Source organism: Glycomyces halotolerans (genome assembly GCF_054779575.1).
The window spans coordinates 14,251-38,242 of the sequence record NZ_BAAGXZ010000015.1; the positions used below are offsets into that span (position 1 = coordinate 14,251).

The 23,992-nt window shown below is 70.4% G+C and carries 19 protein-coding genes; 11 read left to right on the forward strand and 8 right to left on the reverse strand.

Going from position 1 to position 23,992, the window contains the following annotated elements; genetic code table 11:
* Window positions 1-27: 27 nt before the first annotated feature.
* Window positions 28-729, reverse strand: coding sequence for a helix-turn-helix transcriptional regulator (locus tag ACYVL2_RS13365; RefSeq protein ID WP_460544237.1), 702 nt, complete (start codon window positions 727-729; stop codon window positions 28-30).
* A gap of 165 nt (window positions 730-894) precedes the next feature.
* Here ACYVL2_RS13365 and ACYVL2_RS13370 point away from each other — a divergent pair, with 165 nt between their 5' ends.
* The 3 genes from ACYVL2_RS13370 to ACYVL2_RS13380 all read left to right on the forward strand — a co-directional run bounded on the left by ACYVL2_RS13370 (window position 895) and on the right by ACYVL2_RS13380 (window position 2,690).
* Window positions 895-1,899 (forward strand): COX15/CtaA family protein, encoded by a 1,005-nt coding sequence (locus tag ACYVL2_RS13370; RefSeq protein ID WP_460544075.1) that lies wholly within the window; start codon window positions 895-897, stop codon window positions 1,897-1,899.
* 128 nt (window positions 1,900-2,027) lie between these two features.
* The gene (locus ACYVL2_RS13375; protein ID WP_460544077.1) at window positions 2,028-2,279 is read left to right on the forward strand and encodes a type II toxin-antitoxin system VapB family antitoxin; all 252 of its coding nucleotides are present in this window, start codon (window positions 2,028-2,030) and stop codon (window positions 2,277-2,279) included.
* 6 nt (window positions 2,280-2,285) lie between these two features.
* Complete coding sequence (locus ACYVL2_RS13380; protein WP_460544079.1) at window positions 2,286-2,690, forward strand: PIN domain-containing protein; 405 nt, start codon at window positions 2,286-2,288, stop codon at window positions 2,688-2,690.
* Window positions 2,691-2,770: 80 nt separating this feature from the next.
* Here the strand turns inward: ACYVL2_RS13380 and ACYVL2_RS13385 are convergent, their stop codons facing one another.
* A complete protein-coding gene (locus ACYVL2_RS13385; protein ID WP_460544081.1) occupies window positions 2,771-5,284 on the reverse strand; it encodes an alpha-L-arabinofuranosidase C-terminal domain-containing protein in 2,514 nt (837 codons plus the stop codon).
* A gap of 88 nt (window positions 5,285-5,372) precedes the next feature.
* On the opposite strand from ACYVL2_RS13385, the gene ACYVL2_RS13390 reads away from it, so the two are divergent.
* A complete protein-coding gene (locus ACYVL2_RS13390) occupies window positions 5,373-6,335 on the forward strand; it encodes an ADP-ribosylglycohydrolase family protein (protein WP_460544083.1) in 963 nt (320 codons plus the stop codon).
* A gap of 44 nt (window positions 6,336-6,379) precedes the next feature.
* On the opposite strand, the gene ACYVL2_RS13395 is transcribed toward ACYVL2_RS13390, so the two are convergent.
* From ACYVL2_RS13395 to ACYVL2_RS13405, 3 genes are all read right to left on the reverse strand, one after another.
* Window positions 6,380-7,516, reverse strand: a complete 1,137-nt coding sequence (locus ACYVL2_RS13395) for an NAD(P)-dependent malic enzyme (RefSeq protein WP_460544085.1) — start codon at window positions 7,514-7,516, stop codon at window positions 6,380-6,382.
* A 117-nt stretch (window positions 7,517-7,633) separates the two neighbouring features.
* A complete protein-coding gene (locus ACYVL2_RS13400) occupies window positions 7,634-9,559 on the reverse strand; it encodes an SWIM zinc finger family protein (protein ID WP_460544087.1) in 1,926 nt (641 codons plus the stop codon).
* The gene (locus ACYVL2_RS13405) at window positions 9,556-9,960 is read right to left on the reverse strand and encodes a VWA domain-containing protein (RefSeq protein ID WP_460544239.1); all 405 of its coding nucleotides are present in this window, start codon (window positions 9,958-9,960) and stop codon (window positions 9,556-9,558) included. The genes ACYVL2_RS13400 and ACYVL2_RS13405 overlap by 4 nt, the downstream gene beginning before the upstream one ends.
* A 226-nt stretch (window positions 9,961-10,186) precedes the next feature.
* On the opposite strand from ACYVL2_RS13405, the gene ACYVL2_RS13410 reads away from it, so the two are divergent.
* Window positions 10,187-10,969, forward strand: a complete 783-nt coding sequence (locus ACYVL2_RS13410; protein WP_460544089.1) for a hypothetical protein — start codon at window positions 10,187-10,189, stop codon at window positions 10,967-10,969.
* Window positions 10,970-10,995: 26 nt separating this feature from the next.
* Here the strand turns inward: ACYVL2_RS13410 and ACYVL2_RS13415 are convergent, their stop codons facing one another.
* The gene (locus ACYVL2_RS13415; RefSeq protein ID WP_460544091.1) at window positions 10,996-11,997 is read right to left on the reverse strand and encodes a protoheme IX farnesyltransferase; all 1,002 of its coding nucleotides are present in this window, start codon (window positions 11,995-11,997) and stop codon (window positions 10,996-10,998) included.
* Between the two features lie 213 nt (window positions 11,998-12,210).
* On the opposite strand from ACYVL2_RS13415, the gene tkt reads away from it, so the two are divergent.
* The 6 genes from tkt to pgl are packed head-to-tail and all read left to right on the forward strand — an operon-like array spanning window position 12,211 to window position 20,393.
* The gene (gene tkt / locus ACYVL2_RS13420) at window positions 12,211-14,286 is read left to right on the forward strand and encodes a transketolase family protein (protein ID WP_460544093.1); all 2,076 of its coding nucleotides are present in this window, start codon (window positions 12,211-12,213) and stop codon (window positions 14,284-14,286) included.
* A 48-nt stretch (window positions 14,287-14,334) separates the two neighbouring features.
* On the forward strand, window positions 14,335-15,465 hold the full coding sequence (gene tal, locus ACYVL2_RS13425) for a transaldolase (protein ID WP_460544095.1): 1,131 nt from the start codon (window positions 14,335-14,337) through the stop codon (window positions 15,463-15,465).
* 3 nt (window positions 15,466-15,468) lie between these two features.
* Complete coding sequence (locus ACYVL2_RS13430; protein ID WP_460544097.1) at window positions 15,469-17,076, forward strand: glucose-6-phosphate isomerase; 1,608 nt, start codon at window positions 15,469-15,471, stop codon at window positions 17,074-17,076.
* Window positions 17,077-18,663, forward strand: a complete 1,587-nt coding sequence (zwf, locus tag ACYVL2_RS13435; RefSeq protein ID WP_460544099.1) for a glucose-6-phosphate dehydrogenase — start codon at window positions 17,077-17,079, stop codon at window positions 18,661-18,663. It begins immediately after the preceding gene.
* A gap of 15 nt (window positions 18,664-18,678) precedes the next feature.
* Window positions 18,679-19,620, forward strand: coding sequence for a glucose-6-phosphate dehydrogenase assembly protein OpcA (locus ACYVL2_RS13440; protein ID WP_460544101.1), 942 nt, complete (start codon window positions 18,679-18,681; stop codon window positions 19,618-19,620).
* Window positions 19,617-20,393, forward strand: a complete 777-nt coding sequence (gene pgl, locus ACYVL2_RS13445) for a 6-phosphogluconolactonase (RefSeq protein ID WP_460544102.1) — start codon at window positions 19,617-19,619, stop codon at window positions 20,391-20,393. The genes ACYVL2_RS13440 and pgl overlap by 4 nt, the downstream gene beginning before the upstream one ends.
* A gap of 213 nt (window positions 20,394-20,606) precedes the next feature.
* Here pgl and ACYVL2_RS13450 read toward each other — a convergent pair whose 3' ends face one another.
* Window positions 20,607-20,957 carry an RNA polymerase-binding protein RbpA gene (locus ACYVL2_RS13450; protein ID WP_460544104.1) on the reverse strand — a complete coding sequence of 117 codons (351 nt, stop codon included), beginning with the start codon at window positions 20,955-20,957 and terminating at the stop codon, window positions 20,607-20,609.
* Window positions 20,958-21,136: 179 nt separating this feature from the next.
* The gene (locus ACYVL2_RS13455) at window positions 21,137-23,989 is read right to left on the reverse strand and encodes a hypothetical protein (RefSeq protein ID WP_460544106.1); all 2,853 of its coding nucleotides are present in this window, start codon (window positions 23,987-23,989) and stop codon (window positions 21,137-21,139) included.
* Window positions 23,990-23,992: the final 3 nt, after the last annotated feature.

Consider the following 23,992-nt stretch of genomic DNA (forward strand, 5'->3'; position numbering starts at 1 on the left):
AGTCTCACCTTTGACCCGTCGGTTGGTTCAGTCCGGTCGATCCGCGACCGTGCGTCGCGGGGCGGGCAACGGCACCGGACCTGGAACGTGAGTAGTACACACTCCGTCCCCGTTGGCGATCGTCGCCAGGCGCTGGACGTGGACGCCCAGCAGTTTGCTGATGACGCGGGTCTCCGCCTCACACAGCTGCGGGAACTCCGCCGCCACCCCTGCCACAGGGCAATGGTGCTGGCACAGCTGCCCACCGGTGGCGATGACCGACGCCGTTGCGGCGTAGCCCTCACCTGAAAGCGCGTCGGCCAGCGCCTGCGCCCGTGCCATCGGGTCGTCCGAGTCGACCCGCTCCAGGGCGTCCCGGCAGCGGGCCTCCAGGCCGGCGACCTGTTCGGCGGCGAAGGAGCTGATGGCGTCCTCGCCTTCGAAGCGCCGGATCCAGCGGAGCGCCTCGGTCGCGAGGTCGTCGTAGGTGTGGCCGAACGACGCGCGGGCGGCCGACGTGAGCTGGTAGTGCTTCGCCGGGCGGCCGCGCTTGGAGGTCTTGATGACCCGCGTCTCGACCTGGCCCTCCGACTCCATCGCGTCCAGATGGCGGCGGGTGGCGGTGGCGGTGATGCCGAGGCCGCAGGCGAGCTCCGCGGCCGTGGCGTGGCCGCGTTGCAGCAGCAGCTGCGACACCCGCCGGCGGGTGTCCCCGTCGGTCGAGTGACTGCCAATCGCCCTCGTCACCATTTCCACAAGGAAAATGTTACTTAATTCGCGGAGGTATGTCGACTGCGACAATCGTGAGACCCGGCACGCAGGATTGCCTAACCTCACTGGTTCTGGAGCCGACGCGGCCCACATCCGGGCACCGGGAACGCGGGCGCCGAAGCCACCGAGGATACATTCGGCACCGTGAACCTGTTGCAGAGGTGGTTCTCCCACCCGGCCGCGGTGCGCCGGTGGGCGCTGGCCAGCCTGATCGCCAATGTCGGCATCGTCGTGACCGGCGGTGCGGTGCGCCTGACCGGCTCGGGCCTGGGCTGCGCCGAGTGGCCCAACTGCTCGGAGGGCCAGTTGACGGCCACACCGGCGATGGGAATCCACGGGGCTATCGAGTTCGGGAACCGGATGCTGACGTTCGTGCTGGTCGCGCTCGCGCTCGCGGCGCTCGTGGCGGCTTGGACGCGGACGCCGCGACGGCCGTCGCTGGTGCGGCTGGCGCTTGGGGTGCTGGCGTTCGTGCCCGTGCAAGCGGTCATCGGCGGCATCACGGTCTGGACGGATTTGAATCCATGGGTCGTGGGGCTGCACTTCCTGGCCTCGATCGTCATCCTCGGAATCGCCACGGCGCTGTACCTGCGGTCCGGCGAGCCGGACGGGCCGGTGGAGCCGTTGGTGCCGAGGCCGGTCGTCGTGCTGGGCCGCGCGCTGGCGGCGGTGGCGTTCGCGGTGATCGCGCTGGGCGTCGTGGTCACCGGGTCGGGGCCGCACGCGGGCGACCCGGAGTCGCCGCGCAACGGGCTGGACTCCGAGTTCGCGGCCCAGCTCCACGCCGACGGGGTGTGGCTGCTGCTGGGTCTGACGCTCGCGATGGTCGCGGCGCTGCACGCGGTGCGGGCGCCGGAGGCGGCGAAGCGGGCGGCGCACCTGCTGGTGGCGGTGGAGCTGCTGCAGGGCCTGATCGGGTACGTCCAGTACTACACGGGCCTGCCGGAGCTGCTGGTCGGCATGCACATGCTGGGAGCCTCGCTGCTGTGGATCAGCGCGATCGCGCTGGTCTTCACCCTCCGCAAACGCCTCCCGCAGGCGTCCTCGGCGCCGGTGACGATCGTGGCGGGCGACGAGTCGGACGCGGAGCCGGCGGATGCCGACACGGCCGCGACGAATGCCGAGCCCCATGTACCCGTGAGGAGCTGACCGCTCCGAGGTCGGCTTTCGGCACGCTCACGTATAGAACCGACGCACGGTGATGCGATAAAGGATGGCTTGCCATCCCGTGTTATCATGATTATGTACACAGCATATGGATATTATGTGAGGTCGCCATGTCCCTTACGCAGATCGACATCGACGACGCCGCCCTGGCTGAGGTCATGGAGCTCATGGGCACGAAGACCAAGAAGGAGACCGTGAACCGAGCGCTTACCGAGTATGCCGCGAGAACCAAGCGCCTCCAGGCGCTGCGGCGGCTTGCCGAGCGCGGCGATCGGGGAGAGTTCGATGCCGCCGCCGCCGCACACGAAGCGGCCAAGGAAGCGCGCAAAGGCGGGATCGCCCGGACGGATCAGGCCGCGTAGCCGACGATGACCTTCCTCATCGATACTTCGGCCCTATGGCACCTGCTCAGGAATCCCGACACTCGGGAGGTCTGGGAACAGGAGATCAGCGCGAAATCCGTCGGGGTGTGCGACGCCACTCGGATCGAATTCCTTTACTCGGCGGAAAGCCCCCGTCACAGGGATGAGCTGGCCGACGACCTCGACCTCGCCTTCGCCTACGTTCCGGTCCCGAAGAAGGCGTGGGCTTGGGTGGACACGGCGCAGTACAAGCTCACCCAATTGAGTCAGCATCGAAGCGCCGGGGTGGTCGATCTCCTGCTGTGCGCGACCGCGGTGCTCAACGACCTGGTCCTGCTGCATGTCGACCACGACTTCAAGACTGTCTCCACCGTACTGCCGGAGCTCAGACAGCGTGACATCAGACGCTGACGAGCGGTCCTGCACGGTACCGTGATCAATGCGGCGGCCCGGCCTTTCGGCCGGGCCGCCTGTTCCTGGGGAGTGCCGGTTCAGCGCCGGCCGGTCGGCATCAGTTCGATGAACGTCACCGAGTACGGCTCGAACTCGTAGACGAACTCGTTGCCGAGTCCCTTGACCCGCTCGGTCTCGGGATAGAGGACGGGCTCTTGGCCGAGGATGTTGTCGCATCCCGGGTCGCAGGCGAGCGTGGTGACTTCGCCGGTCCGCTTGAGTTTGCGGCCCTCGAGTTCGACCTCGGTGGCCATCGGCTGCGCTTGGGCGTTGACGACCTTCAAGGTGACCGCTCCGGTCTCCGCGTCACGGGTGACGACCTGGTAGAGCGGCTCGATCCGCTGCTCGTCGACCACACTGAAGGCCTGCTCGCCGTCGACGTAGCCGGTGATGGTGCGGCCGCGGACCTCCAGGCGGAGGTCGTAGGCGCGGCCGGTCTCGATGACCGTGTCGTGGTTGACCAGGGTGGACTTCCCGCCGCCGCCGGCCTTCTCGACCGCGGAGGTGGTGTTGTTCCAGCCGCCGAGGTTCCACCAGTAGTAGTCCTCGGAGCCTTCGACGCCGAACATGACCAGGAAGCCTTCGGAGCCCTCGGTCTTGGTGCCCTTGAGTTCCATGGTGTAGTTCGACCAGTCGGTGGATCCGGCCACGGAGCGGGCGTCGGTGACGATCTCGGTCTGGTGGTACGCGCCGTCGATCACTTCCCAGTTCCCGGTCGGCGTCCCGCCGGGTCCGGTGGGCGTCCAGGCGTCGGCCCCGGCCGAGAAGTCGTCCTCGAACAGGACGGTGCCGTCGGCGGCGGTGACGCGCACGTCGTCGTAGGCCGCGGCCGTGTTCCAGGTGGCCAGGCCGATCCCTCCGGCGATGTCCGGCTGCGCGATCGGCGCGGCCTCCATCGAGGAGGCGAAGACCTCGTCGCCGGCGTGGGCGCTGAACAGCTTCTGCACTTCGTAGCTGGTCGAGGCCACCGACTGGTGGTTGTCGAACCAGATCATGTCCGGAGCCCAGTCGACGTAGCCGATGTTGGACAGCAGCGGGGCGTAGGAGGCGAGGTCGACGACGTCGCCGTTGCGTTCGATGCCGGTCAGGTACGAGGCTTCGGAGAGGGCGTTCCACCAGGTGTTGCCTTGGGAGGCGTACTCGCCGAGGAACACGTGCGGGCCGTTCCGGTCGTAGGAGTCGTAGCGGTCGTTGTTGGAGAAGAACCACTCCGGCGAGTTGTAGTAGTGCTCGTCGACCAGGTCGGCGTCGTGCTCGCGGGCGATCTCCCAGCCTCGGTCGAAGATCGGGCCCTGGTCGTCGGGGCCGGAGTTGGCGATGATCTCGATGTCCGGGTACGCCTCCCGGATCGCCTGGTCGAACTCCGGGTAGTGGGCGGCGTAGCCCTCGGAGTTCGGCTCCTCGTTGCCGATGCCGATGTACTCCAGGCCGAACGGCTCGGGGTGGCCCATCTCGGCGCGCACCGCGCCCCATTCGGTGTCGACGTCGCCGTTGGCGAACTCGATGAGGTCCAGCGCGTCCTGCACCAGGCCGTCGAGTTGCTCGGGCGTGGCGACCTCGTTCCAGCCGCAGCCGGTCACGCCCGCCTGCACCACCGGGATCGGTTCGGCGTCGAGGTCCTCGGCGAACTGGAAGTACTCGAAGTAGCCCAGGCCGTAGGACTGGTTGTAGCCCCACATGTTGAAGTTGGTCTTGCGCTGCTCGACCGGGCCGACGGTGTCCTTCCAGTTGTAGAAGCGCTGACGGCTGTCCGGGTCGAAGGTGCCCGAGTTGACCAGGCAGCCGCCCGGGAAGCGCAGGAACGACGGTTCGAGGTCGGCGATGAGTTCGGCGAGGTCGGGGCGCAGGCCGTTCTCGCGTCCCATCCAGGTCTCGTGCGGGAACAGCGAGACCATGTCGAGGTCGGCGGCGGCATCGGTGGTCACGGCGAGCCGGCCGTCGATCGTGGAGGCCGTCGCGGTGAGGGCGGTCTCGACGCGTGTCCACTCGCCGCCGCCCGCGGTCAGGGCGACCGGGTCGCTGACGACCGCGCCGTCGGCGTCGAGGAGCTGGACGGTGAGCTCGGCGCCGTCGGTCCGGGTCCACACCGAGAAGTCGTAGGAGGCACCGGCCTCGTAGGCCATTCCGCTGTTGTAGCCGGCGTTGACGATCGTGGTGCCGGCGTCGGCGCTGAGGTAGTTGACGTTGTTCTCGTGGAGACCGCCGTTATCGGTAACAACGGCATCGCCGTCCACCTCCCAGGCGGTCAAGGAGTGATAGGAGCCCTCGTCCGCGGGGCTGAACTCGAAGGAGCGGTTCTGGACCAGTTCGGCGTAGAGGCCGCCGTCGGCGGCGTGGTTGATGTCCTCATAGAACAGACCGTAGAGGCGGTCGGAGATCTCGGTGGCGTCCTCCAGGTCGGCCTTGATCTTGGCGTCGACGTCGTCGGCGGATGCCTGGTTCGCGGTGAGGGTCGTGACAGCGATGGCCGCGGCGGCGGTTACCGCCGCCGCGGCCATCGTCCGGGATCGTTTCAGGGACTTCATCGTCTCCCATCCTCTGGTGTGAAGCATGTCGATACATTGTTCATGTTATCGATCACTCAGTCAAGACCTCCGCTCCCCTTCGTCACCGCTCGACCGCGGCGAATAGGATCCGGGCGTGACTCCTCGCATCACCCCACACGACCGAATCCTGGGCTGCCTCATCGGAGGCGCGGTCGGCGACGCGCTCGGATACCAAGTGGAGTTCGACCCCTGGCCGCAGATCGAGCGGGAATGGGGCCCGGACGGCGTCACCGAACTCCGGTACAGCCACGTCACCGACGACACCCAGATGACCCTGTTCACCGCCGAAGGGCTCCTCGAGGCCGCCGACGGCGACGAGTTCGCGTCGATCCGCCGCGCCTACCTGCGCTGGTACGACACGCAGACCAAGCCGATGCCGCCGATGGGCGCGCGAGGGCTGGCCGCCGAACCGTGGCTCTACATGCGACGCGCGCCGGGCAGCGCATGCCTCGCGGGGCTGGCGCAGGGCGGCGAGCCCGGAGTCAACGCCGACTCGAAGGGCTGCGGGACGGTCATGCGTTCGGCGCCCTTCGGACTGCTGGCCTCCTCCCCCGCCCGGGCCTACGCACTGGCGAGCGAGTGCTCGGCCATCACCCACGGGCACCCGACCGCCGCTTCGGCGGCGGGCGCGTTCGCGATGACGGTGTCGCACCTGCTTCGCGGCGAATCGCCGCAGAAGGCCGTCTCGCACACGATGCTGCACCTGCGGCGGAGCCTGGAGGCCTCCGAGACGGCCGACGCGCTGCAGCGCGCCTACGAGCTGTCCGGGAACACGGTTCCCGGGCCCAACACGTGCGCGCCGCTGGGCGAGGGCTGGATCGCCGAGGAGGCCCTCGCGATCGCGGTGTACTGCCTGCTGGGCACCGACGACGTGCGCGAGTCGCTGGTGGCGGCCGTCAGCCACGGCGGCGACTCGGACTCGACCGGCGCGATCCTGGGCAACCTGCTCGGCGCGGCCTACGGCCACGACGCGCTGCCGGCGGAATGGGCCTCCCAAGTGGAGGGCCGAGAGACGATCGAGCGCCTGGCCGGCCGGATCGACGCGTCCCGAGGCTGAACGCGGGAGGGCGGCGATGCCGCCGTCCCTCCCGGACCGCGACGTCAGGCGGCGGACTTGACGGCGGCCGCGACCGCCGGGGCCACCGCCTTGTCGAGGGGCGAGGGAACGATGTGGTCGGCGGCGAGGTCGTCGCCGACGCATTCGGCGATCGCTTCGGCGGCGGCCAGCTTCATGTCCTCGGTGATCGCCCCGGCCCCGGCGTCGAGCGCGCCCCGGAAGATCCCGGGGAATGCCAAGACGTTGTTGATCTGGTTGGGGTGGTCGCTGCGGCCGGTCGCCACGATCGCCGCGTGCCTCGCCGCCACCGCGGGCTCCACCTCCGGGTTCGGATTGGCCAGCGCGAACACGATCGCGTCCTCGGCCATCCCGGATACCGCCGTCTCGTCCACGGTGCCGCCGGAGACGCCGATGAGGACGTCCGCGCCCGCGAGGGCGGCTTCGACGCCGCCGGTCTTCCCGAAGCGGTTCGTGGTCTTGGCGAGCGCCTCCTTCACCGGGCCGAGCCGGTCGCGTCCGGGGTGGACGATGCCCTTGGAGTCGCAGACGACGACGTCGCCGATGCCGGCTTCGAGGAGGATCTTGGTGATGGCGACTCCGGCGGCTCCGGCGCCGATGACGGCGGCGGTGAGGTCTTCGATCCGGCGGTCCTGGAGTCGCAGGGCGCCGCGCAGGGCGGCGAGCACCACGACGGCGGTGCCGTGCTGGTCGTCGTGGAAGACGGGGATGTCGAGGGCGGCTTTGAGGCGCGCCTCGATCTCGAAGCAGCGCGGCGCGGCGATGTCCTCGAGGTTGACGCCGCCGAAGGACGGGGCTATGGCGGTCACGGCCGCGACGATCTGGTCGGGGTCGGTGGTGTCGAGGCAGATCGGCACGGCGTCGACGTCGGCGAAGGCGCGGAACAGGGCCGCTTTGCCCTCCATGACCGGCAGGGACGCGGCCGGGCCGATGTCGCCGAGACCGAGTACCGCGCTGCCGTCGGTCACGACGGCGACCAGGTTGGACCGCCAGGTGTGCGTGCGGGCGAGGCGTCGGTCGGCGGCGATCGCCTCGCAGACGCAGGCCACGCCGGGCGTGTAGGCGATCGAGAGGTCCTCGCGGGTGTCCAGCGGGACGGTGGCGGCGGTGCGCAGTTTTCCGCCCCGGTGGGCGAGGAAGACCGGATCTTGCAGGTCGAACACGATGAGAAAGCCCCATTGCTTTTGGTGAGAGAAGCCGACGACCGCGGCCGGGGACGCGGTCGCCCCGGTCGTTCGCATGGCTGGAGAAAGAGAACCGGGGATTGCCCGGTGATCGGCTCAGTATAGCTCGGCGGTCGTCAGGGTTCGGATGGCGGCGTGGGTCCAGGCCGCGGTTCGCGCCGCGTCGTCGTCGATCCGCAACGATTCGGACAGTTGGACGAAACAGCTTGCGGCGCTTTGGAGTCCGACGCGGCGAAGCCCGGCGGCGGCCTCCTCGGCGCGCTCGCGGGAGGGCTCTCGGGCGTGCCGGAGGCCGCGGTGGGCCAGGTCCGCGCAGGCCCTGATCGCCGTCTCCAGCGCGGCCGCGACGGGGTCGGTCCCGGTCACCGATGCGGCGGCGAGGTCGGCGGTGTCGTCGCCGGGCGCGAGATCGGGGACCTTCGCCCCTTCGGCGGTGAGGATCGCCGTCGGCTCGACGATCAGCTCGCCTCGGTGGCGGCGCAGCGTCCCGGCGATCGCGGTCGGGTCCTGTTCGAGGGCGGCCTCGATCGCTTCAAGGGCGCCGGGAGCGGAGGGCCTGTAGGCGGCCCGCAGGCGCGCCGAGCCGCCTTCCGGTGCGGTGACCACGGCTTCGAGGCGCTGAGCGGCCGGGTCGTAGCCGACCTCTCGGATGTGCTCGACGACGATCACGCGCACCAGTTCGGCGTCCACGCGCGGGCGGATCAGTGCCGGCGGCATGGCCTCCAGCCGGGTTTTGAGCGCGTCCAGGTCGCCGATCAGCAGGCTGGGCGGAAGGTCGTTCCAGGACTGCCCGAGGGGCAGCGCCCGGGTCTCGGCGAGACGGCCGGTGCCCAGCACGAGCGCGCGGGCCGCGGTCCGGCGAGCCGCTTCGGTGACGACGTTCCCGCTCGCCAGCGCGCCGATCCGGCAGCCCGCGACGCGGCGGGCGGCCAGGTCGTGGCCGGTGAGCGTCCGGTCTTCGGGGATCGGCCAGTGGCGTCTGACGGTCAGGACCGTCCCGGTCTCGGAGTGCGCCAGGTAGATCTCGGCGGTGCGCTTGTCGCCGTCGGTGCCGACGCGGCAGCCGAGACCGGTGAGGCGGGTCAAGGCGAGCGGGGTCTGGTCGGCTTCGTCGCTGCCGAGGATCTGTGAGTTCGGGGAGCCGGTGGGAACCCGCGAGGACCGTTGCCGGGCGGGGATCTCGGCGAGCACGGCGGCGAGGCGCTGCGGGTCGTAGGAGGCCGCGCGGTCGCGGTGGCGCTGGAGTTGGTCGACGAGGTCGTTCAGCGCTCCCGCGGGCCAGTGGAGTCGGCGTTCGGTGAGCGCCTCGGCCTCACGGGTCAGGGCGGCGGTGAGGACCGTGTCGGCGCCTTCGACGCCGTCGAGGAGGACTTGTTCGGACAGCGCTACGGCCCGGGTCAGGTCGCCGGCGGACGCGGCGGCGCCGCCGACGGTGACCGACCGGGATTGGGGCTCGGCTTCGCGGAAGGCCCAGACGGCCAGGATGACCGCGGTGCCGCGGGCGGGGCCGGTGGCGTCGGTGTGGACGTAGCCGAGTCGTCCCGGGACGAGGAAGGTGACGGTGCTCGCGGGCAGTGCGGCGACGGCGGGCCGGTCGGGGCCGGGCCAGGTGAGGTGCGCGGTGTAGCCGGCGCGTCGGGTCTTGTCGGCGGCGGTGAGGGCGCGGCGGCCGAATGCCTCGCGCAGTCGGTCGTCGGTGATGGAAGCCGGAGTCTCGGTCGCCCCGGTTTCGGTGGGCGCGGCGGTCTCGTGCCGGCGCTGGTAGGCGAGGACGGCGCCGATGCGGTGGCGGCATTTGGCGGCTGTCGAGCAGGTGCAGGTGGCGGCCTCCAGGCCGCCTGCGGCGGGCAGGGCGGTCTCGGCGCCGTCGGGGAAGCCGGCGTGGACGGTGCCGTCCTCGCCGGTCCGGAGGTCGGGGACGGCGCCGGCGTCGAGTTCCTTGGCGGCCCGTTTGACCAGGCCCCGGTTGGCGAGCGCGGCGAGCCCCTCGGGGGTGAGCGCGAGCAGGTCCTCTCTTCTCACGTCGCCAGCCTTTCGGCGACGAATTCGGCGAGGTGCGCCGGGGTCATGGCGCCGATGTGGGCGCCGGCGGCGGCGAGTCTCCCGGCCAGCCGCCGGTCGTACTCGGGGTTGGCCTCTTCGTCCAGGGCGGCCAGTCCGAGGACCTCGGTTCCCTGGTCGCGCAGTTCCTTCACGGTGTGGACGAGCCGCGACTCGCTGCCGCCTTCGTAGAAGTCGGTGATCAGGGCGATGACGGCGCGCCTGGGGTTCTCGACCAGTCCGGCGGCGTAGTCCACGGCTCGGGCGATGTCGGTGCCGCCGCCGAGCTGGACTTTCATCAGCAGCTCGACCGGGTCGTCGACTTCGCCGGTCAGGTCGACGACATCGGAGTCGAAGGCGACCAGGTGGGTCAGGTGACGAATCCGGGACGCGGCTCGCGATGATGCGCAACGCCCGTCTCGGGAAGCGGGAGACGGCCTTGATCGCGGCCGCCGCCGCGTGCCGGTCGTCGAGGTGGTCGACGAGGTAGGCCATCGCCTCGTCGGACGGCAGGGTCGCGATCGCGGCGTACACCTGCGGGCGTTCGTGGGCCCTCAGGCCGCTGGACAAGGACCTCGCCAGGACCGGCAGGCAGTCGGCGCCCAGGCGGTGGACGAGGGAGACGAGGTCGGCTGTGGACAACAAGTGGGAACGGAAGCGCAGTTTGCCGGCGGCCCGGACGTGATCGACGTCGGAGATGATGCCAAGGAGCGCGCGATCGGCGAAACTCTCGCTCTGATGCCGGTCGTAGTCTCGGCAGGCTTCGTCGACCCAGTCCTTCCGCTGGGGAAAGAGCAGCGCGCCACCGAAGCGCTCCCACGAGTGCGAGCGGCGTGCCGCCACGGCCGCCTCCACCCGACTCCGCTCGGGTTCCGAAGCCCCCTGGAGCAGTTCCCGGAGGCGAGTGACCTGTGTGCCCGACTCGCCTCTGACATTGGGGGCGTCCGTCGCCGGGAGGCGGCCGAGGATCCGCCGGAACCCGACGCCGTCCCAGTAGTACTTGACGCCCAGCGATTCGAGGAGGAAGCATGCGCCGAATGCGAGACCGTGTTCGACGACAACGTAGTCGACGAACGCATGGCTCTTGGCGCGGTAACTGAAGTTGAGTATGGAGAAGATCGCCGCCGCGCCGGCCGGGTCGGCTTCGCCGCGGAGGAACGCCGATCCGGCCGCTTCGAATTCGGCGGCTCCGATGTCCGCCAGTTCCCTGCGCAGCTCGGGCGCTCTGCGGTCGAGTTCGGCTCGCTGCCTCTCGGCCGCGACGGGATCGGGCCGCGCATCGGCCGGCCCGTCCTCCCGCACGAACCGCTTCCAAGCGTTGGGGAGGGCGAGGCGTTCCTCATCGGGCAAGCGGGTCGATTCAAGGGGAGTCGTCATGGTGCGCCATCGTAAGCAGGGGGTACGACACCCCCTTTGCGCTACATGAGGAACGAGTCGGCGGCGAGCGCGAGGAACAGCAGCGTGAGGTAGCTGGTGGACCAGTGGAACAGCCGCATCGGCTTGGGGTCCTCGCCGCGGTTCACGCGCCCGAGGAGCTTGTGCGCCTCGAGGACGAACAGGCCGCCGGAGACGACCGCGACGGCCAGGTACAGCCAGGTGGAGCCGAGCCAGAACGGGACGACCGAGACGGCGAGGGTGAGCCAGCCGTAGACGACCGATTCGACCGCGACGCGCTTGGCGGGGGCGACCGCCGGGAGCATCGGGATGCCGGCGGCGGCGTAGTCGTCCTTGAACTTCATCGCCAGCGCGTAGAAGTGCGGCGGCTGCCACAGGAACACGACGGCGAACAGGACCCACGCCATCCAGGACATGTGTCCGGTGACGGCGGCCCAGCCGATGAGGACCGGTGCGGCTCCGCACGCGCCGCCCCACACGGTGTTGTACGGAGTGGTGCGCTTGAGCCAGATCGTGTAGACGACGTCGTAGTAGACGATCGCGCCGAAGGTGAGCGCCGCGGCGAGGGGGCCGACCACGGCCCACATGCCGAGGACGGCGACCGCGCCGATGACGAGCCCGAAGACGAGGGCGTTGCGGGGCGGGATCTCCTGCTTGGCCAGCGGCCGGCGGGAGGTGCGGCGCATGAGCTGGTCGATGTCGCGGTCGATGTAGCAGTTGATGGCGTTGGCCGAGCCGGCGGCGAGGGCGCCGCCGATGATGGTGGCGACGACCGCGGCCAGGGAGGGCAGTCCGTCGTGCTCCTGCCGGGCGGCGACGAGCATGGCCGGGACGGTGGTGATCAGGAGCAGCTCGACGATGCGCGGCTTGGTCAGCGACACGTAGCCGCCGATGCGGGAGCGCAGGCTCGGGCGCGGGGTGTCCTCGCGGTCCTCGGCGGGGACAGCGATGCGCGGTCGGGCTGCTGGCGTCGGGGGCTCGGCCGTCCGGGGAGCTACGGCGGCTCGAGTCGGGTGCTCGTTCATCACGGCTCAGACTACGGCCCGCGGCCGGGCGGCGCCGGTCTGGGGCGATGGCCGTGACCTGGGTCTACGAAGTGGCAGACTGACTGGTGTGCGGCTTCACAACCGCGGCTATTCCGCCCTCCGAGAGAGCGCGCATAAAGTTCAGCCCGTGTAGGTAGGGTCTGAAGGAAAACGTCACCGGCCCCAATACGAAGAGTACCGAGGAGTAACGAAGTGGCACAGTTCGAGTGGACCCAGCTCGACCAGAAAGCGGTTGATACGGCGCGTCTCCTGGCCGCCGACGCGGTCGAGAAGGCCGGCAACGGCCACCCGGGGACGGCCATGTCTCTCGCCCCCGTGGCGCACACGCTGTTCCAGAAGGTGATGCGGCACGACCCCAGCGAGCCGACGTGGGAGGGCCGCGACCGCTTCGTGCTGTCGGCCGGACACTCGAGCCTGACCTTGTACGTGCAGCTCTACCTGGCCGGATACGGCCTGGAGCTGGAAGACCTCCAGAGCCTGCGGCAGTGGGGCTCGCTGACTCCCGGGCACCCCGAGTACGGGCACACCGCCGGTGTCGAGACGACCACCGGGCCCCTGGGCCAGGGCCTGGCCACCGCGGTGGGCATGGCGATGGCCGCCCGCCGCGAGCGCGGCCTGTTCGACCCGGACGCACCGGTTGGCCAGAGCCCGTTCGACCACCACATCTACGCGATCGCCTCTGACGGCGACATCGAGGAGGGCATCACCCACGAAGCCTCCTCGATCGCCGGCCACCAAGGCCTGGGCAACCTGGTGCTGATCTACGACGCCAACCAGATCTCGATCGAGGACGACACCAACGTGGCGCTCTCGGAGGACGTGGCCGCTCGTTACGAGGCGTACGGCTGGCACGTGCAGACCGTCGACTGGCGGGCCGAGGACCACTACCGCGAGGACCCCAAGGCCCTGTTCGAGGCGATCGAGGCGGCCAAGGCCGAGAGCGGCAGGCCGAGCCTGATCCAGCTGCGGACCATCATCGGCTGGCCCGCGCCGAACGCGCAGAACACCGGCGCGATCCACGGCGCCAAGCTCGGCGGCGAGGAGCTGGCCGCGACCAAGGAGGCCCTCGGGTTCGACCCCGAGCAGTCCTTCGCGGTCGCCGACGAGGTCATCGAGTACACCCGCGGCGCGGTCGAGCGCGGCCAGAAGGCCCGCGCGACCTGGCAGACGTCCTTCGACGAGTGGGCCGCGGCCAACGCCGACCGGAAGGCCCTCCACGACCGGCTGTGGGCCGGCGAGATGCCCGAGGGCTTCGAGGCGGCCTTCCCCGAGTTCGAGCCCTCCGAGAAGGGCGTGGCGACCCGCGCGGCCTCCGGCAAGGTGCTCGGCGCGCTGGCCGGCGTGCTGCCGGAGCTGTGGGGCGGCTCGGCCGACCTGGCCGGCTCCAACAACACCACCATGGCCGGGGAGCCCTCGTTCCTGCCGGAGAAGTGGCAGACCAAGAAGTTCCCGGGCCACCAGTACGGCCGCACCCTCCACTTCGGTATCCGCGAGCACGCGATGGGCGCGATCCTCAACGGCATCAAGCTTCACGGCCCGACCCGCCCGTACGGCGGGACCTTCCTGGTGTTCTCCGACTACATGCGCGGCGCGGTCCGCCTGAGCGCGGTCATGGGGCAGCCGGTGATCTACGTGTGGACCCACGACTCGATCGGCCTCGGCGAGGACGGCCCGACCCACCAGCCGGTCGAGCACCTGGCCAGCCTGCGCGCCATGCCGGGCCTGGACGTCGTCCGCCCGGCCGACGCGAACGAGACCGCCGTGGTCTGGAGGACGCTGCTGGGCAACACCGACCGGCCGGCGGCCCTCGCGCTGACCAGGCAGGCCGTGCCCACGTTCGACCGCACCGAGTTCGCCTCCGCCGAGGGCGCCGCCAAGGGCGCCTACGTGCTGGCCGACACCGAGGGCACCCCGGACGTCATCCTCGTCGGCACCGGCTCGGAAGTGCAGCTGGCCGTCGCCGCCGCCGAGACCCTCGCCTCCGAGGGCGTGCGGGCGCGCGTGGTCTCCATGCCGTGCCGCGAGTGGTTCGACGAGCAGGACGACGCCTACCGCGAGTCGGTCCTGCCGGCGGCGGTCAAGGCGCGCGTCTCGGTCGAGGCGGGCGTGGCCATGCCGTGGCGCGACATCGTCGGCGACGCGGGCGTCAGCGTGTCGCTGGAACACTTCGGTGCCTCCGCGCCGTACCAGAAGCTGTACGAGGAATTCGGGATCACCGCCGACGCGGTCGCGGACGCGGCCCGCTCGTCGATCAAGAAGGCACAGTAACAGCAGTTAAGGCCACAGAGGACAAGCTACATCGGCTGGAGGAAACCAGTGAGCACCAACGAGAACCTCGCCGCCCTGTCAGAAGCCGGCATCTCGGTGTGGCTCGACGACATCTCCCGTGAACGGCTCGAGAGCGGCAATCTCGCCGAGCTCATCGAGACCCGGAGCCTGGTCGGAGTGACGTCGAACCCCACCATCTTCGCGAAGGCCGTGTCCAAGGGCGGGGCCTACGACGAGCAGATCAAGGACCTCGCCCGCCGCCGTGTCAGCGTCGAGGAGGCGGTGCGGTCGATCACCACCTACGACATCCGCTGGGCCTGCGACGTGCTGCGCGGGGTCTACGACTCCGACGGCGGCACCGACGGGCGAGTCTCGCTCGAGGTCGATCCGCGGCTGGCCCACGACACGGAGACCACGATCGCCGAGGCCAAGGCGCTGTGGTGGTCGGTCGACCGCCCGAACCTGTTCATCAAGATCCCGGCGACCAAGGAGGGCCTGCCCGCGATCACCGCGGCGCTGGCGGCGGGCATCAGCGTCAACGTGACGCTGATCTTCTCGCTCCAGCGCTACCGCGAGGTCATGGAGGCCTTCCTGGCCGGCATGGAGTCGGCCAAGGCCGCCGGCGTCGACATCGCCAAGATGCAGTCGGTCGCCTCGTTCTTCGTCTCCCGCGTCGACGCCGAGGTCGACAAGCGGCTCGACGCGATCGGGACCGACGAGGCGCGGGACCTCAAGGGCAAGGCCGCCATCGCCAACGCGCGCTTGGCGTACCAGGCGTATGAAGAAGTCTTCGCCTCGCCGCGCTGGGCCGCGCTGGCCTCGGCCGGCGCCCGGCCGCAGCGACCGCTGTGGGCCTCGACCTCGGTCAAGGACCCCGACTACCGCGATGTGATGTACGTCGAGCAGCTCATCGCTCCCGGCTGCGTCAACACCATGCCGGAGAAGACCCTCGAGGACTTCGCCGACCACGGCCGGGTCGAGGCCGACACCGTCCGGCCGAACTACGGCGACGCCGCCGACGTGCTCGAGCGGCTCGGCGCGATCGGCGTCGACTACGACGACGTCGTGCAGGTCCTGGAGGACGAGGGCGTCGACAAGTTCGCCGTCAGCTGGAACGAGCTGCTGGCCGAAGTCGAATCCAAGCTCGCTGCGCACTCAAATGACGAGAACCGAGGTTAGGCGATGATGGGCAAGATGGAAGCCGCCGGGGGCCTGGCGATCACGACCGGGGTGGACGTGAACCGCGACGTCGAAGCGCTCAAGAGCGCCGACGTCCCGGCGAAGGTCGCCGCCAAGGACCCGACCCTGTGGGGACCGGACGCCGAGGCCGAGGCCTCGGTCCGGCTCGGCTGGGTCGACACCTTCGTGAAGTCCAGAGAGCTCGTCGATCCGCTCGCCAAGCTCCGCGCCGAGTTCGCCGAACAGGGCATCGACCACATCGCGCTGTGCGGCATGGGCGGTTCGTCACTGGCTCCGGAGGTCATCTCGCGGACGCTGGACCTGGGCTTGAGCGTGCTGGACACCACCGATCCCGGCCAGGTCCTGGCCGAGATCGGCGAAGAGTCGCTGCGGCGCACCGCCGTGGTCGTCTCCTCCAAGTCCGGTTCGACCGTCGAGACCGACTCCCAGCGCCGCGCCTTCGAGGCCGCGTTCCGGGGCATCGGCATCGAGGACTTCGCGAAACGGTTCGTGTTCGTGACCGACCCGGGCTCGCAGCTGGAGGACCTGGCGAAGGAGACCGGCGCGCACCTGTTCCTGGCCGACGAGACCGTCGGCGGACGCTACTCGGCGCTGACCGCGTTCGGGCTCGTGCCGAGCGCGCTCGCGGGAGCCGACATCGCCGAGCTCATCGACGAGGCCGAGACCTTCGCGAACAGCATCGCCCGCGGGGAGGACAACCCGGCGGCGGTGCTCGGCGCGGTCATCGCCGCGAAGCCCACGATCACCATCGCCGACGACGGCACCGGCATCGTCGGTCTCGGGGACTGGGCCGAGCAGCTCATCGCCGAATCGCTCGGCAAGGACGGCAAGGGGACCCTGCCGGTGGTCCTGGAGGGCCCGGCCGCGCCGGGCGCGCGCGGCTCCGACCGGGTCTACACCACCGTCGGCGGTTCCTCGACCGGGCTGCCGAACTCCGGTTCGCGCCTGGCGATGCCCGACACGGTGGTCAACGGCCCGCTGGGAGCCCAGTTCCTGTGCTGGGAGCTGGCGACCGCCTACGCCGGCCACCTGATCGGCATCGACCCGTTCAACCAGCCGAACGTCACCGAGTCCAAAGAGAACACCAAGCGGATCCTGGCCGAGGGCCTGCCCGAGGAGCGCCCGCACGCCGTTGACGGGGCGATCGAGATCTACGGCAGCCACGCCGAGTCCGTCGGCGGCGCCTTGGGCGAACTGCTGGTCGACGCCGACCATGAAGGCGCCTACATCGCGGTCATGGCCTACCTCGACCGGCTCGACGACGCCGCGGCCGCGCAGCTGCGCGCCGAGCTGGCCGACCGCACCGGAGCCCCGGTCACCTGGGGTTGGGGACCGCGGTTCCTGCACTCGACCGGGCAGTTCCACAAGGGCGGCCGGCAGACCGGCGCGTTCCTGCAGATCACCGGCGAGGTCGGCGAGGACGTGGAGATCCCCGGCAGGGACTACACCTTCGCCACCCTCCAGGCCGCGCAGGCCGCCGGCGACCGGCAGGCGCTCCAGTCGCGGGGCCGCCCGATGGTCAGGCTCCACTTGACCGACCGCAAGCGCGGCGTCAACCAGCTGCTCCATGCGGTCAGGAGGCTGAGCTGAATGGACCGATCCGACAGTCCGCCCACCCGTCTCCCCGCCCACAGCCCCGAACCGGGGCGGGCTTCGCACGCGCAGAACCCTTTGCGCGATCCGGCCGACCGGCGGTTGCCTCGGATCCCCGAGCCGTGCGCGCTGGTGATCTTCGGCGTCACCGGAGACCTGGCGCGCAAGAAGCTCATCCCGGGGATCTACGACCTGGCGAACCGGGGCCTGCTGCCGACGTCGTTCGTCATCGCCGGGTTCGCCCGGCGCGACTGGGACCACGGCACCTTCGAGGACATGGCGCGCGAGGCCGCGCAGGCGCACGCCCGCACGCCGTGGCGCGAGGACGTGTGGAACCGGCTCAGCGGCAACTTCAAGTTCGTGCCCGGCGCGTTCGACGACGACGCCGCCTTCGACCGCCTCTCGTCCACCTTGGACGAACTGCGGGAGACCCACGGCATCCCCGGCAACGCCGCGTTCTACTTCTCGATCCCGCCGCAGGCCTTCCCGACGGTGCTCAAGCAGCTGCAGCGCACGAAGATGGCCGACAACGCCCACTGCGGCGGCTGGCGGCGCGTGGTGGTCGAGAAGCCCTTCGGGACCGACCGGGCCTCGGCGCGGGAGCTCAACGACCTGGTCGACCGGGTCTTCACCGCGCCGGACGTGTTCCGGATCGACCACTACCTGGGCAAGGAGACGGTCCAGAACATCTTCGCGCTGCGCTTCGCCAACGCGATGTTCGAGCCGATCTGGAACTCCAACTACGTCGACCACGTGCAGATCACCATGGCCGAGGACGTCGGCATCGGCACCCGCGCCGGGTTCTACGACGCCAACGGGGCCGCCCGCGACGTCCTGCAGAACCACGTGCTGCAGCTGCTCGCGCTGACGGCGATGGAGCAGCCGGTCGGGTTCGACGCCGAGGAGATCCGCATCGAGAAGCTGAAGGTCCTGCGGGCAGTCAAGCTCGGTGAGGACCTGGAGGCCACGGCCATCCGCGGCCAGTACACCGACGGGTGGGTCCAGGGGCGGCCGGTCTCCGGCTACCGCTCCGAGGACAACATCCCCGAAGACTCCACGACCGAGACGTATGCGGCGGTGCAGATCGGCATCCAGAACCGCCGGTGGAACGGCGTCCCGTTCTACCTGCGGACCGGGAAGCGCCTGCCCAAGCGGGTCACCGAGATCGCGGTGGTCTTCAAGGAGGCCCCGCACATGCCGTTCGCCGACTACGACACGCAGATCCTCGGCAACAACCAGCTGGTCATCCGGGTCCAGCCCGACGAGGGCGTCACCGTCAAGTTCGGCTCCAAAGTGCCGGGCACCGGCATGGAGCTGCGCGACATCACCATGGGGTTCGGCTACGGCGAGACGTTCACCGAGTCGAGCCCGGAGGCGTACGAGCGGCTCATCCTCGACGTGATGCTGGGCGACAAGACCCTGTTCCCCGACGCGAACGAAGTGGACGCCTCCTGGGCCGTGGTCGACCCGCTCGAGGACTTCTGGGAGGGCACCAAGCCCGAACCCTACGAATCCGGGACCTGGGGCCCGGCCGGGGCCGATCTGATGCTGCAGGCGTCCGGCCGGCGCTGGCGGCGGGCATAGAAGGGGGTTCTGGAAGTGCATCTGAAGGACACCACGACCGGCGAGATCATGAAGGCCCTCGGAGGCCTGCTGCACGAAGTCGGCGGCACCTCGAGCCTGGCCCTCAACCTCGTGGCGCTGACGACCGAGGACGAGCGCGAAGAGGTCGAGCAGGCCGCTTCCCAAGCGGCCCAGGAACACCCGTACCGGCTGATCCTGGCGATCCCGCGCGACGTCGACGCGGCCGAGCCGCGCATCGACGCCGAGGTCACCCTCGGCGAGCGGCTCGGCGCGGCCGAGGCGATCATCCTGCGGCTCGACGGGCCGGCCACCTCGCACCTGACCTCGATCGTGCTGCCGATGCTGGCGCCGGACATCCCGGTCGTCACCTGGTGGCTGCTCGACCCGGTGCGATACAGCCTCGAGCAGGAGCTGCGGACCTTCGCCGACCGGCGCATCACCTACTCGGCGCGGGCGGCCGACCCGGTCGAGTCGCTGTTCCGCCGCGCGCAGGGCTACGTGCCCGGCGACACCGACATCTGCTGGACGCGGATCAGCCTGTGGCGCTCGCTCATCGCCAGCGCCTTCGACGGAGTGGTCCACGCGGTGGAGTCCATCCACATCCGCGGCAGCCGGCAGGACCCGTCGGCGCAGCTCATGGCCGCGTGGCTCGACAGCCGGCTCGGCGTGGCGCCGACGATCGTCGACACCGAGGTCGCGCGGAACTCGGAGCACCTGCCGGCGATCGAGTCGGTGGCGTTCTCGATGGCCGGCGGCGAGACGATGGAGATCGAGCGCAAGGCCGACGGGGAGACCGTCCTGCGCCACGCGGGCCTGCCGAAGCGTCACCAGACGCTGCAGGGCCGCACGCTGGGGCAGCTGCTGGCCGAGGAGCTGCGGCACATCGACCCCGACGACGCCTACCGGCGGGTGCTGGACACGTTCAGTCGGCGGTACGCCGAGGAGGTGGCGTCATGAGCGGCGGCAACGCGGTGATCGTGCACGAAGACGCCGAGGTGCTCGCCGAGGCCGTGGCCGCGAGGCTGATCAACCGGCTGGCCGACGCGCAGGCGCAGCGCGGCGAGGCTTCGGTCGTGCTGACCGGCGGGCGGATCGCGGCGGCGGTGTACTCCAACGTGGTCCGCTCCAGGATCCGCGGCATCGTCGACTGGTCGAAGGTCGACTTCTGGTGGGGCGATGAGCGTTTCCTGCCGTCGGGCGACCCGGACCGCAACGAGACGCAGGCGCGGGCGGCGCTGCTGGACGGCCTGCGGGTCGATCCCGAGCGCGTCCACCCGATGCCGGCCTCCGACGTCGTCGACACTCCCGAAGAGGCGGCCGCGGTGTACTCCGCGGAGCTCGAGGCGGCGGCGGGGAAGGTCGCCTCGGGCGCGCCGACGTCGGCGAAGGAGGGACTGCCTCCGTTCGACCTGCTGCTGCTGGGGATCGGCGAGGACGGCCATGTGGCGTCGCTGTTCCCGGACCACCCGGCGCTGGCGGCCGGTGAGGATCCGGCGGTGGGGGTGCACGACTCCCCCAAGCCGCCGCCGATGCGCGTGTCGCTGACGATGCCGGCGATCAACAGCGCCTCCGCGGCGTGGATCATCGCCTCGGGCTCGGGCAAGGCCGAGGCCGTGGACGAGGCGCTGGCGGGACCGATGCTGCCGGCCGGAAGGGTGCAGGCGCAGGGGCACACCCGCTGGCTGATCGACGCCGACGCGGCTTCGCGTCTGAAGCACCTGGAGTTCTAGGGACTCCTCGGAGCGAGGGGCCCGGCGACCGCGGTCGCCGGGCCCCTGCTCGCTTCCCGGTGCGGGAATCGGATGTCCCGGTTGGAATCGGTGTTCTTGTCGGACCCGATATCTACCGTGGTGCTCGTTGTCAACCAGTCCAATGTCGCCGATACGCCGCAACCAGTGGCGGGCACGAGTGACAAGACACGGTACTCATTCCGTGGTAGTTGACTACTGGAATTGCTCGCCGCGGCTGGCGGCGCGTGCCGCCAGGGCCTCGGCGAGGAGTTCTTCGGCCTCCTCCTCGCTTCGGCGCTCGCGGACGTAGGCGAGGTGCGACTTGTACGGCTTGACACTGGGACGTTCCGGCGGGTTGGCCCGGTCGCGGCTGGCCGGCCAGCCGCAGCGGGTGCAATCCCATTCGTTCGGTAGATCGACGTACAGCGCGAACGACCGGTTGGTCTCATGTCCGTTGGCGCACCAATAACTCACGTTCTGCCGCGGCACCGGCTCGCCTCGCTCGGAATGGAATGCCGGGTTGGCGCCGATACGGGTGCCACGGATGGCGTGTCCGTTGGACATAGAAGTGATCGCTCCTCACAGATGGGGGATCTTCTGTGGATTTCGACCGTGACTGGCCGGGGCGGCTGGGGGAACCGCCCGGAACGATTCTATGACGCAGGGCACACATTGTAAAGCGGTCATATGAACGCGCGGAAACGGACTCGCGGTGCCGTTCCCGGTCGGCTCCCGCAATTCCGTCACTGTCCAAACGCCTCTCGCAACTGCCGCAGGTGGGCTTCGACCTCTTCGGCCAGATCGGCGTGCCCGGCGGCGTTCAGCCTCGTCACGGCCTCGTCGGCAGTCGATTGAGCTCCGTCGACGTCCCCGGCGCCAGCGAGCCGGTGCATCAACAGGTGCGTCACCCTGACCGCGCGATGCGCCAGGTATTCCCCGTCGGCGAAGACCGCCAACGCTTCGCGCAGCAGTTCCAGGCTGTCCGTATCGGAGTCGATGAAGACGGCGATCTGGTAGAGGGTCTCCCCCAGTTCCTCGCGGCAGGCCTCGCGATACGGCTCCGGCAGTTCGACCTCGGACCAGTGGGACCGGAGCTCGTCGCCCAGTGCGCGCATGGCCTCGGCCCCGGCCTCCCGGTCGGGCTCGTCGCTTCGGGACCGCGCCCAGACGGCGGCCCGGAGAGAACCGGAGGCGGCCGGGAGCATGTCGAGGCGCCGCCAGGACGCTTCGGCTCGGCTGTAGCACTGGATCGCCGCGTCGTGGTCCTCCAGCTGCTCGAGCAGGAGGCCGGCGAGGTGGGCGGCGCGCGGGTACATCGTGGGGTTCGGGTGCTCGGTGCCGTCGTCCATGAGGCCGAGCGCTTCGAGGGCGTACTCGAGTCCGGCTCGCGCCTCCGCCAGGTCGTCATAGGCGTCGGCGAGCAGGTAGCGGGCGTCCACCAGGCGCCAGTGCTCCTCCTCCGGCATCTGCGCCAGGTCGGGCAGGGCGGCCTCGAGGACGACGATCGCCTCCTCCCGGCGTTCCTGTGAGACGAGCGCGACGCCGAGCAGATGCCTGGCCACCGCCGCGCAGCCGTTCTCCCCCACGCCGTCGTAGCCGGCGGCCGCCTGGACCGCGTACCGCTCGGCGGCGTCCCACCGGCCGAGGTTGACCGAGCATTCGGCGGCGAGCAGATGGACGGCGGCGACGGGGAAGGGCGGGAAGTCGGGTTGGACCGCGCCGATGGCGGTCTCGGCCACGCGCAGTCCCGCTTCGTGCTGACCGGTGTGGCCGAGGACGGCGGCGTACTCGGCGGCGCCGATGAAGGTCTCGAAGGAGTGGCCGCCGGCCTCGGCGTGCTCGAACGCGGCGCGCCGCAGATCGACGAGCGCGTCGGAGTCGGCGGCGTACGCCGCCCTGGCGTTGGCCAGGTGGAATCGGACCTGGCATGCGCGCGCGTCGTCGGCGCCCGCGGCCAGCTCGGCGTCGATCGCCTCGACCGTGGCCAGCAGCCGGGGGTCCGGGTCCGTTCCCCGTGCCTGGTGCGCCTGCAGGAGCGCCACGTGGACCATCGCGCGGGTGCGCAGTGCGCGTTCGGGGTCGGTCGGGGCGAGGCGCTCGGCGTCGTCGAGGACCGCTTGCGACTGCTCGAAGACCGTCTCCGGTCGCTCGCCGGAGCTCCAGAGCATCGTCATCGCCCGGCTGCTGAGCACTTTGCCGTCGAGGCCCGCCTCGGCGTAGGCGGCGCCGGCGCGCTCGGCCAGCGCCAGTGCCTCGTCGAGGTCGCTCGCGGCGCCGACGCGGGCGAGGAGGACTTCGGCTTCGTCGGCGGGGTCGAGCGTCACGCCGAGCCGCTCGGCGGCGCGGCCGACCAGCTCCCATTTGGCGTCGTCGTCCTCAGCGAACGCCTCGGTGGCCGCTCGGGCCTCCTCCAGCAGGGTCTGGAGCCGCTCCGGCGATTCGGGTTCGGGTTCGGGCACGGCGGCGGGGCGGGGCTCGTGGGCGCTCGGGATGGTCTTGAGACCCAGGGGGACGTGCGGGTGGGCGTCGGAGAGCCGGACGCGTTCGGCGGAGGTGCGCGACTGGTGGTCGTTCCCGTTGCGGGCGTCGTAGCGTTCGCACACGGCGCGGCGTTCGCGGTCGGCGAGCTCGTGGAGCTCGTCGGCGCGCCACGTGCGCTGTTCGGGACCGGGCAGTTCGGTCTCGCCCAGTCCCAGTTCCATCAGCGCCGCGCAGGTGAGCTGGACGGCTTCGTAGAGGCCGCGGCGGCCCTCCGGTGAGAGGTCGAGGTCGAAGAAGCGGGTGTGGGCCGCGATGATTTCGACGGCCCTGGCCTCGTTGCCGGTGAGCGCGCAGAACCGGGCGTGCTTGACGATCGCGTAGACGAGGTCCTCTTTGCCGCGCGTGATCTGGTAGCCGTGGAGGTGGTTGGCGCGGGCCTGGTCGAGCCGTCCGAGTTCGGTGAGCGGCAGCAGGGAGCCGGCGAGCACCGCGTGTGGTTCGTGGGCGCACCGCAGGCCGCCTTCGAGGACCGGGGCCCACAGTCGCAGGGCCCGTTCGGGCTCGCCGTCCTCGGCGGCGATCGAGCCGAGGTTGTGGCAGCGGCAGGCTTCGCAGTCGCTCATGTGGTCCGGTTCGGTGGCGGTCATCGCCGCGAGCGCGCGGGCGGCGCGTTCATGGTCGCCGAGGTGGTCGGCGAGGTGGTGCTCGGCTTCGTGGACCGGGTGCAGGGAGTGACCGGCCTCGGCGTAGCGGCGGCGCATCTGCCCCAGCCATTCCTCGATGGACTCGAGCCTCACGTCGGGGTGATCGATCATCTTGCCGACGACCCACTTGAACATCCAGTGGACGCGGTGGGTCAGATTCGCGTCGAAGTGCTCGGGCGCGGTGTCGAAGTTGCGCAGCATGCGGGCGAACGGCACGAGCAGGCGAGTGGGATCGTGCGAGAACTCGTAGGAGCTGACCAGGTCGGCGAGGGTCTCGTTGAGCAGCGGCTCGTCGCCGGCGGCGGCGACGTCCTCGACATGGCGCTCGAGCGCGGCCGCACGCGCTTCGCCGTCGAGCTCGGTGTGGATGCGGTGGAGGGTCTGGCGGAGATCCGAGGAGGGTTCTGGCATGGG

What these genes read in the sequence shown, in the direction of transcription:
- ACYVL2_RS13430 (WP_460544097.1), top strand. Translation starts at nt 15,469, where the DNA reads ATGATGGGCAAGATGGAAGCCGCCGGGGGCCTGGCGATCACGACCGGG.
- ACYVL2_RS13375 (WP_460544077.1), top strand. Translation starts at nt 2,028, where the DNA reads ATGTCCCTTACGCAGATCGACATCGACGACGCCGCCCTGGCTGAGGTC.
- ACYVL2_RS13415 (WP_460544091.1), bottom strand. Translation starts at nt 11,997, where the DNA reads ATGAACGAGCACCCGACTCGAGCCGCCGTAGCTCCCCGGACGGCCGAG.
- zwf (WP_460544099.1), top strand. Translation starts at nt 17,077, where the DNA reads ATGGACCGATCCGACAGTCCGCCCACCCGTCTCCCCGCCCACAGCCCC.
- ACYVL2_RS13380 (WP_460544079.1), top strand. Translation starts at nt 2,286, where the DNA reads ATGACCTTCCTCATCGATACTTCGGCCCTATGGCACCTGCTCAGGAAT.
- ACYVL2_RS13450 (WP_460544104.1), bottom strand. Translation starts at nt 20,957, where the DNA reads ATGTCCAACGGACACGCCATCCGTGGCACCCGTATCGGCGCCAACCCG.
- pgl (WP_460544102.1), top strand. Translation starts at nt 19,617, where the DNA reads ATGAGCGGCGGCAACGCGGTGATCGTGCACGAAGACGCCGAGGTGCTC.
- ACYVL2_RS13365 (WP_460544237.1), bottom strand. Translation starts at nt 729, where the DNA reads ATGGTGACGAGGGCGATTGGCAGTCACTCGACCGACGGGGACACCCGC.
- ACYVL2_RS13385 (WP_460544081.1), bottom strand. Translation starts at nt 5,284, where the DNA reads ATGCTTCACACCAGAGGATGGGAGACGATGAAGTCCCTGAAACGATCC.
- ACYVL2_RS13455 (WP_460544106.1), bottom strand. Translation starts at nt 23,989, where the DNA reads ATGCCAGAACCCTCCTCGGATCTCCGCCAGACCCTCCACCGCATCCAC.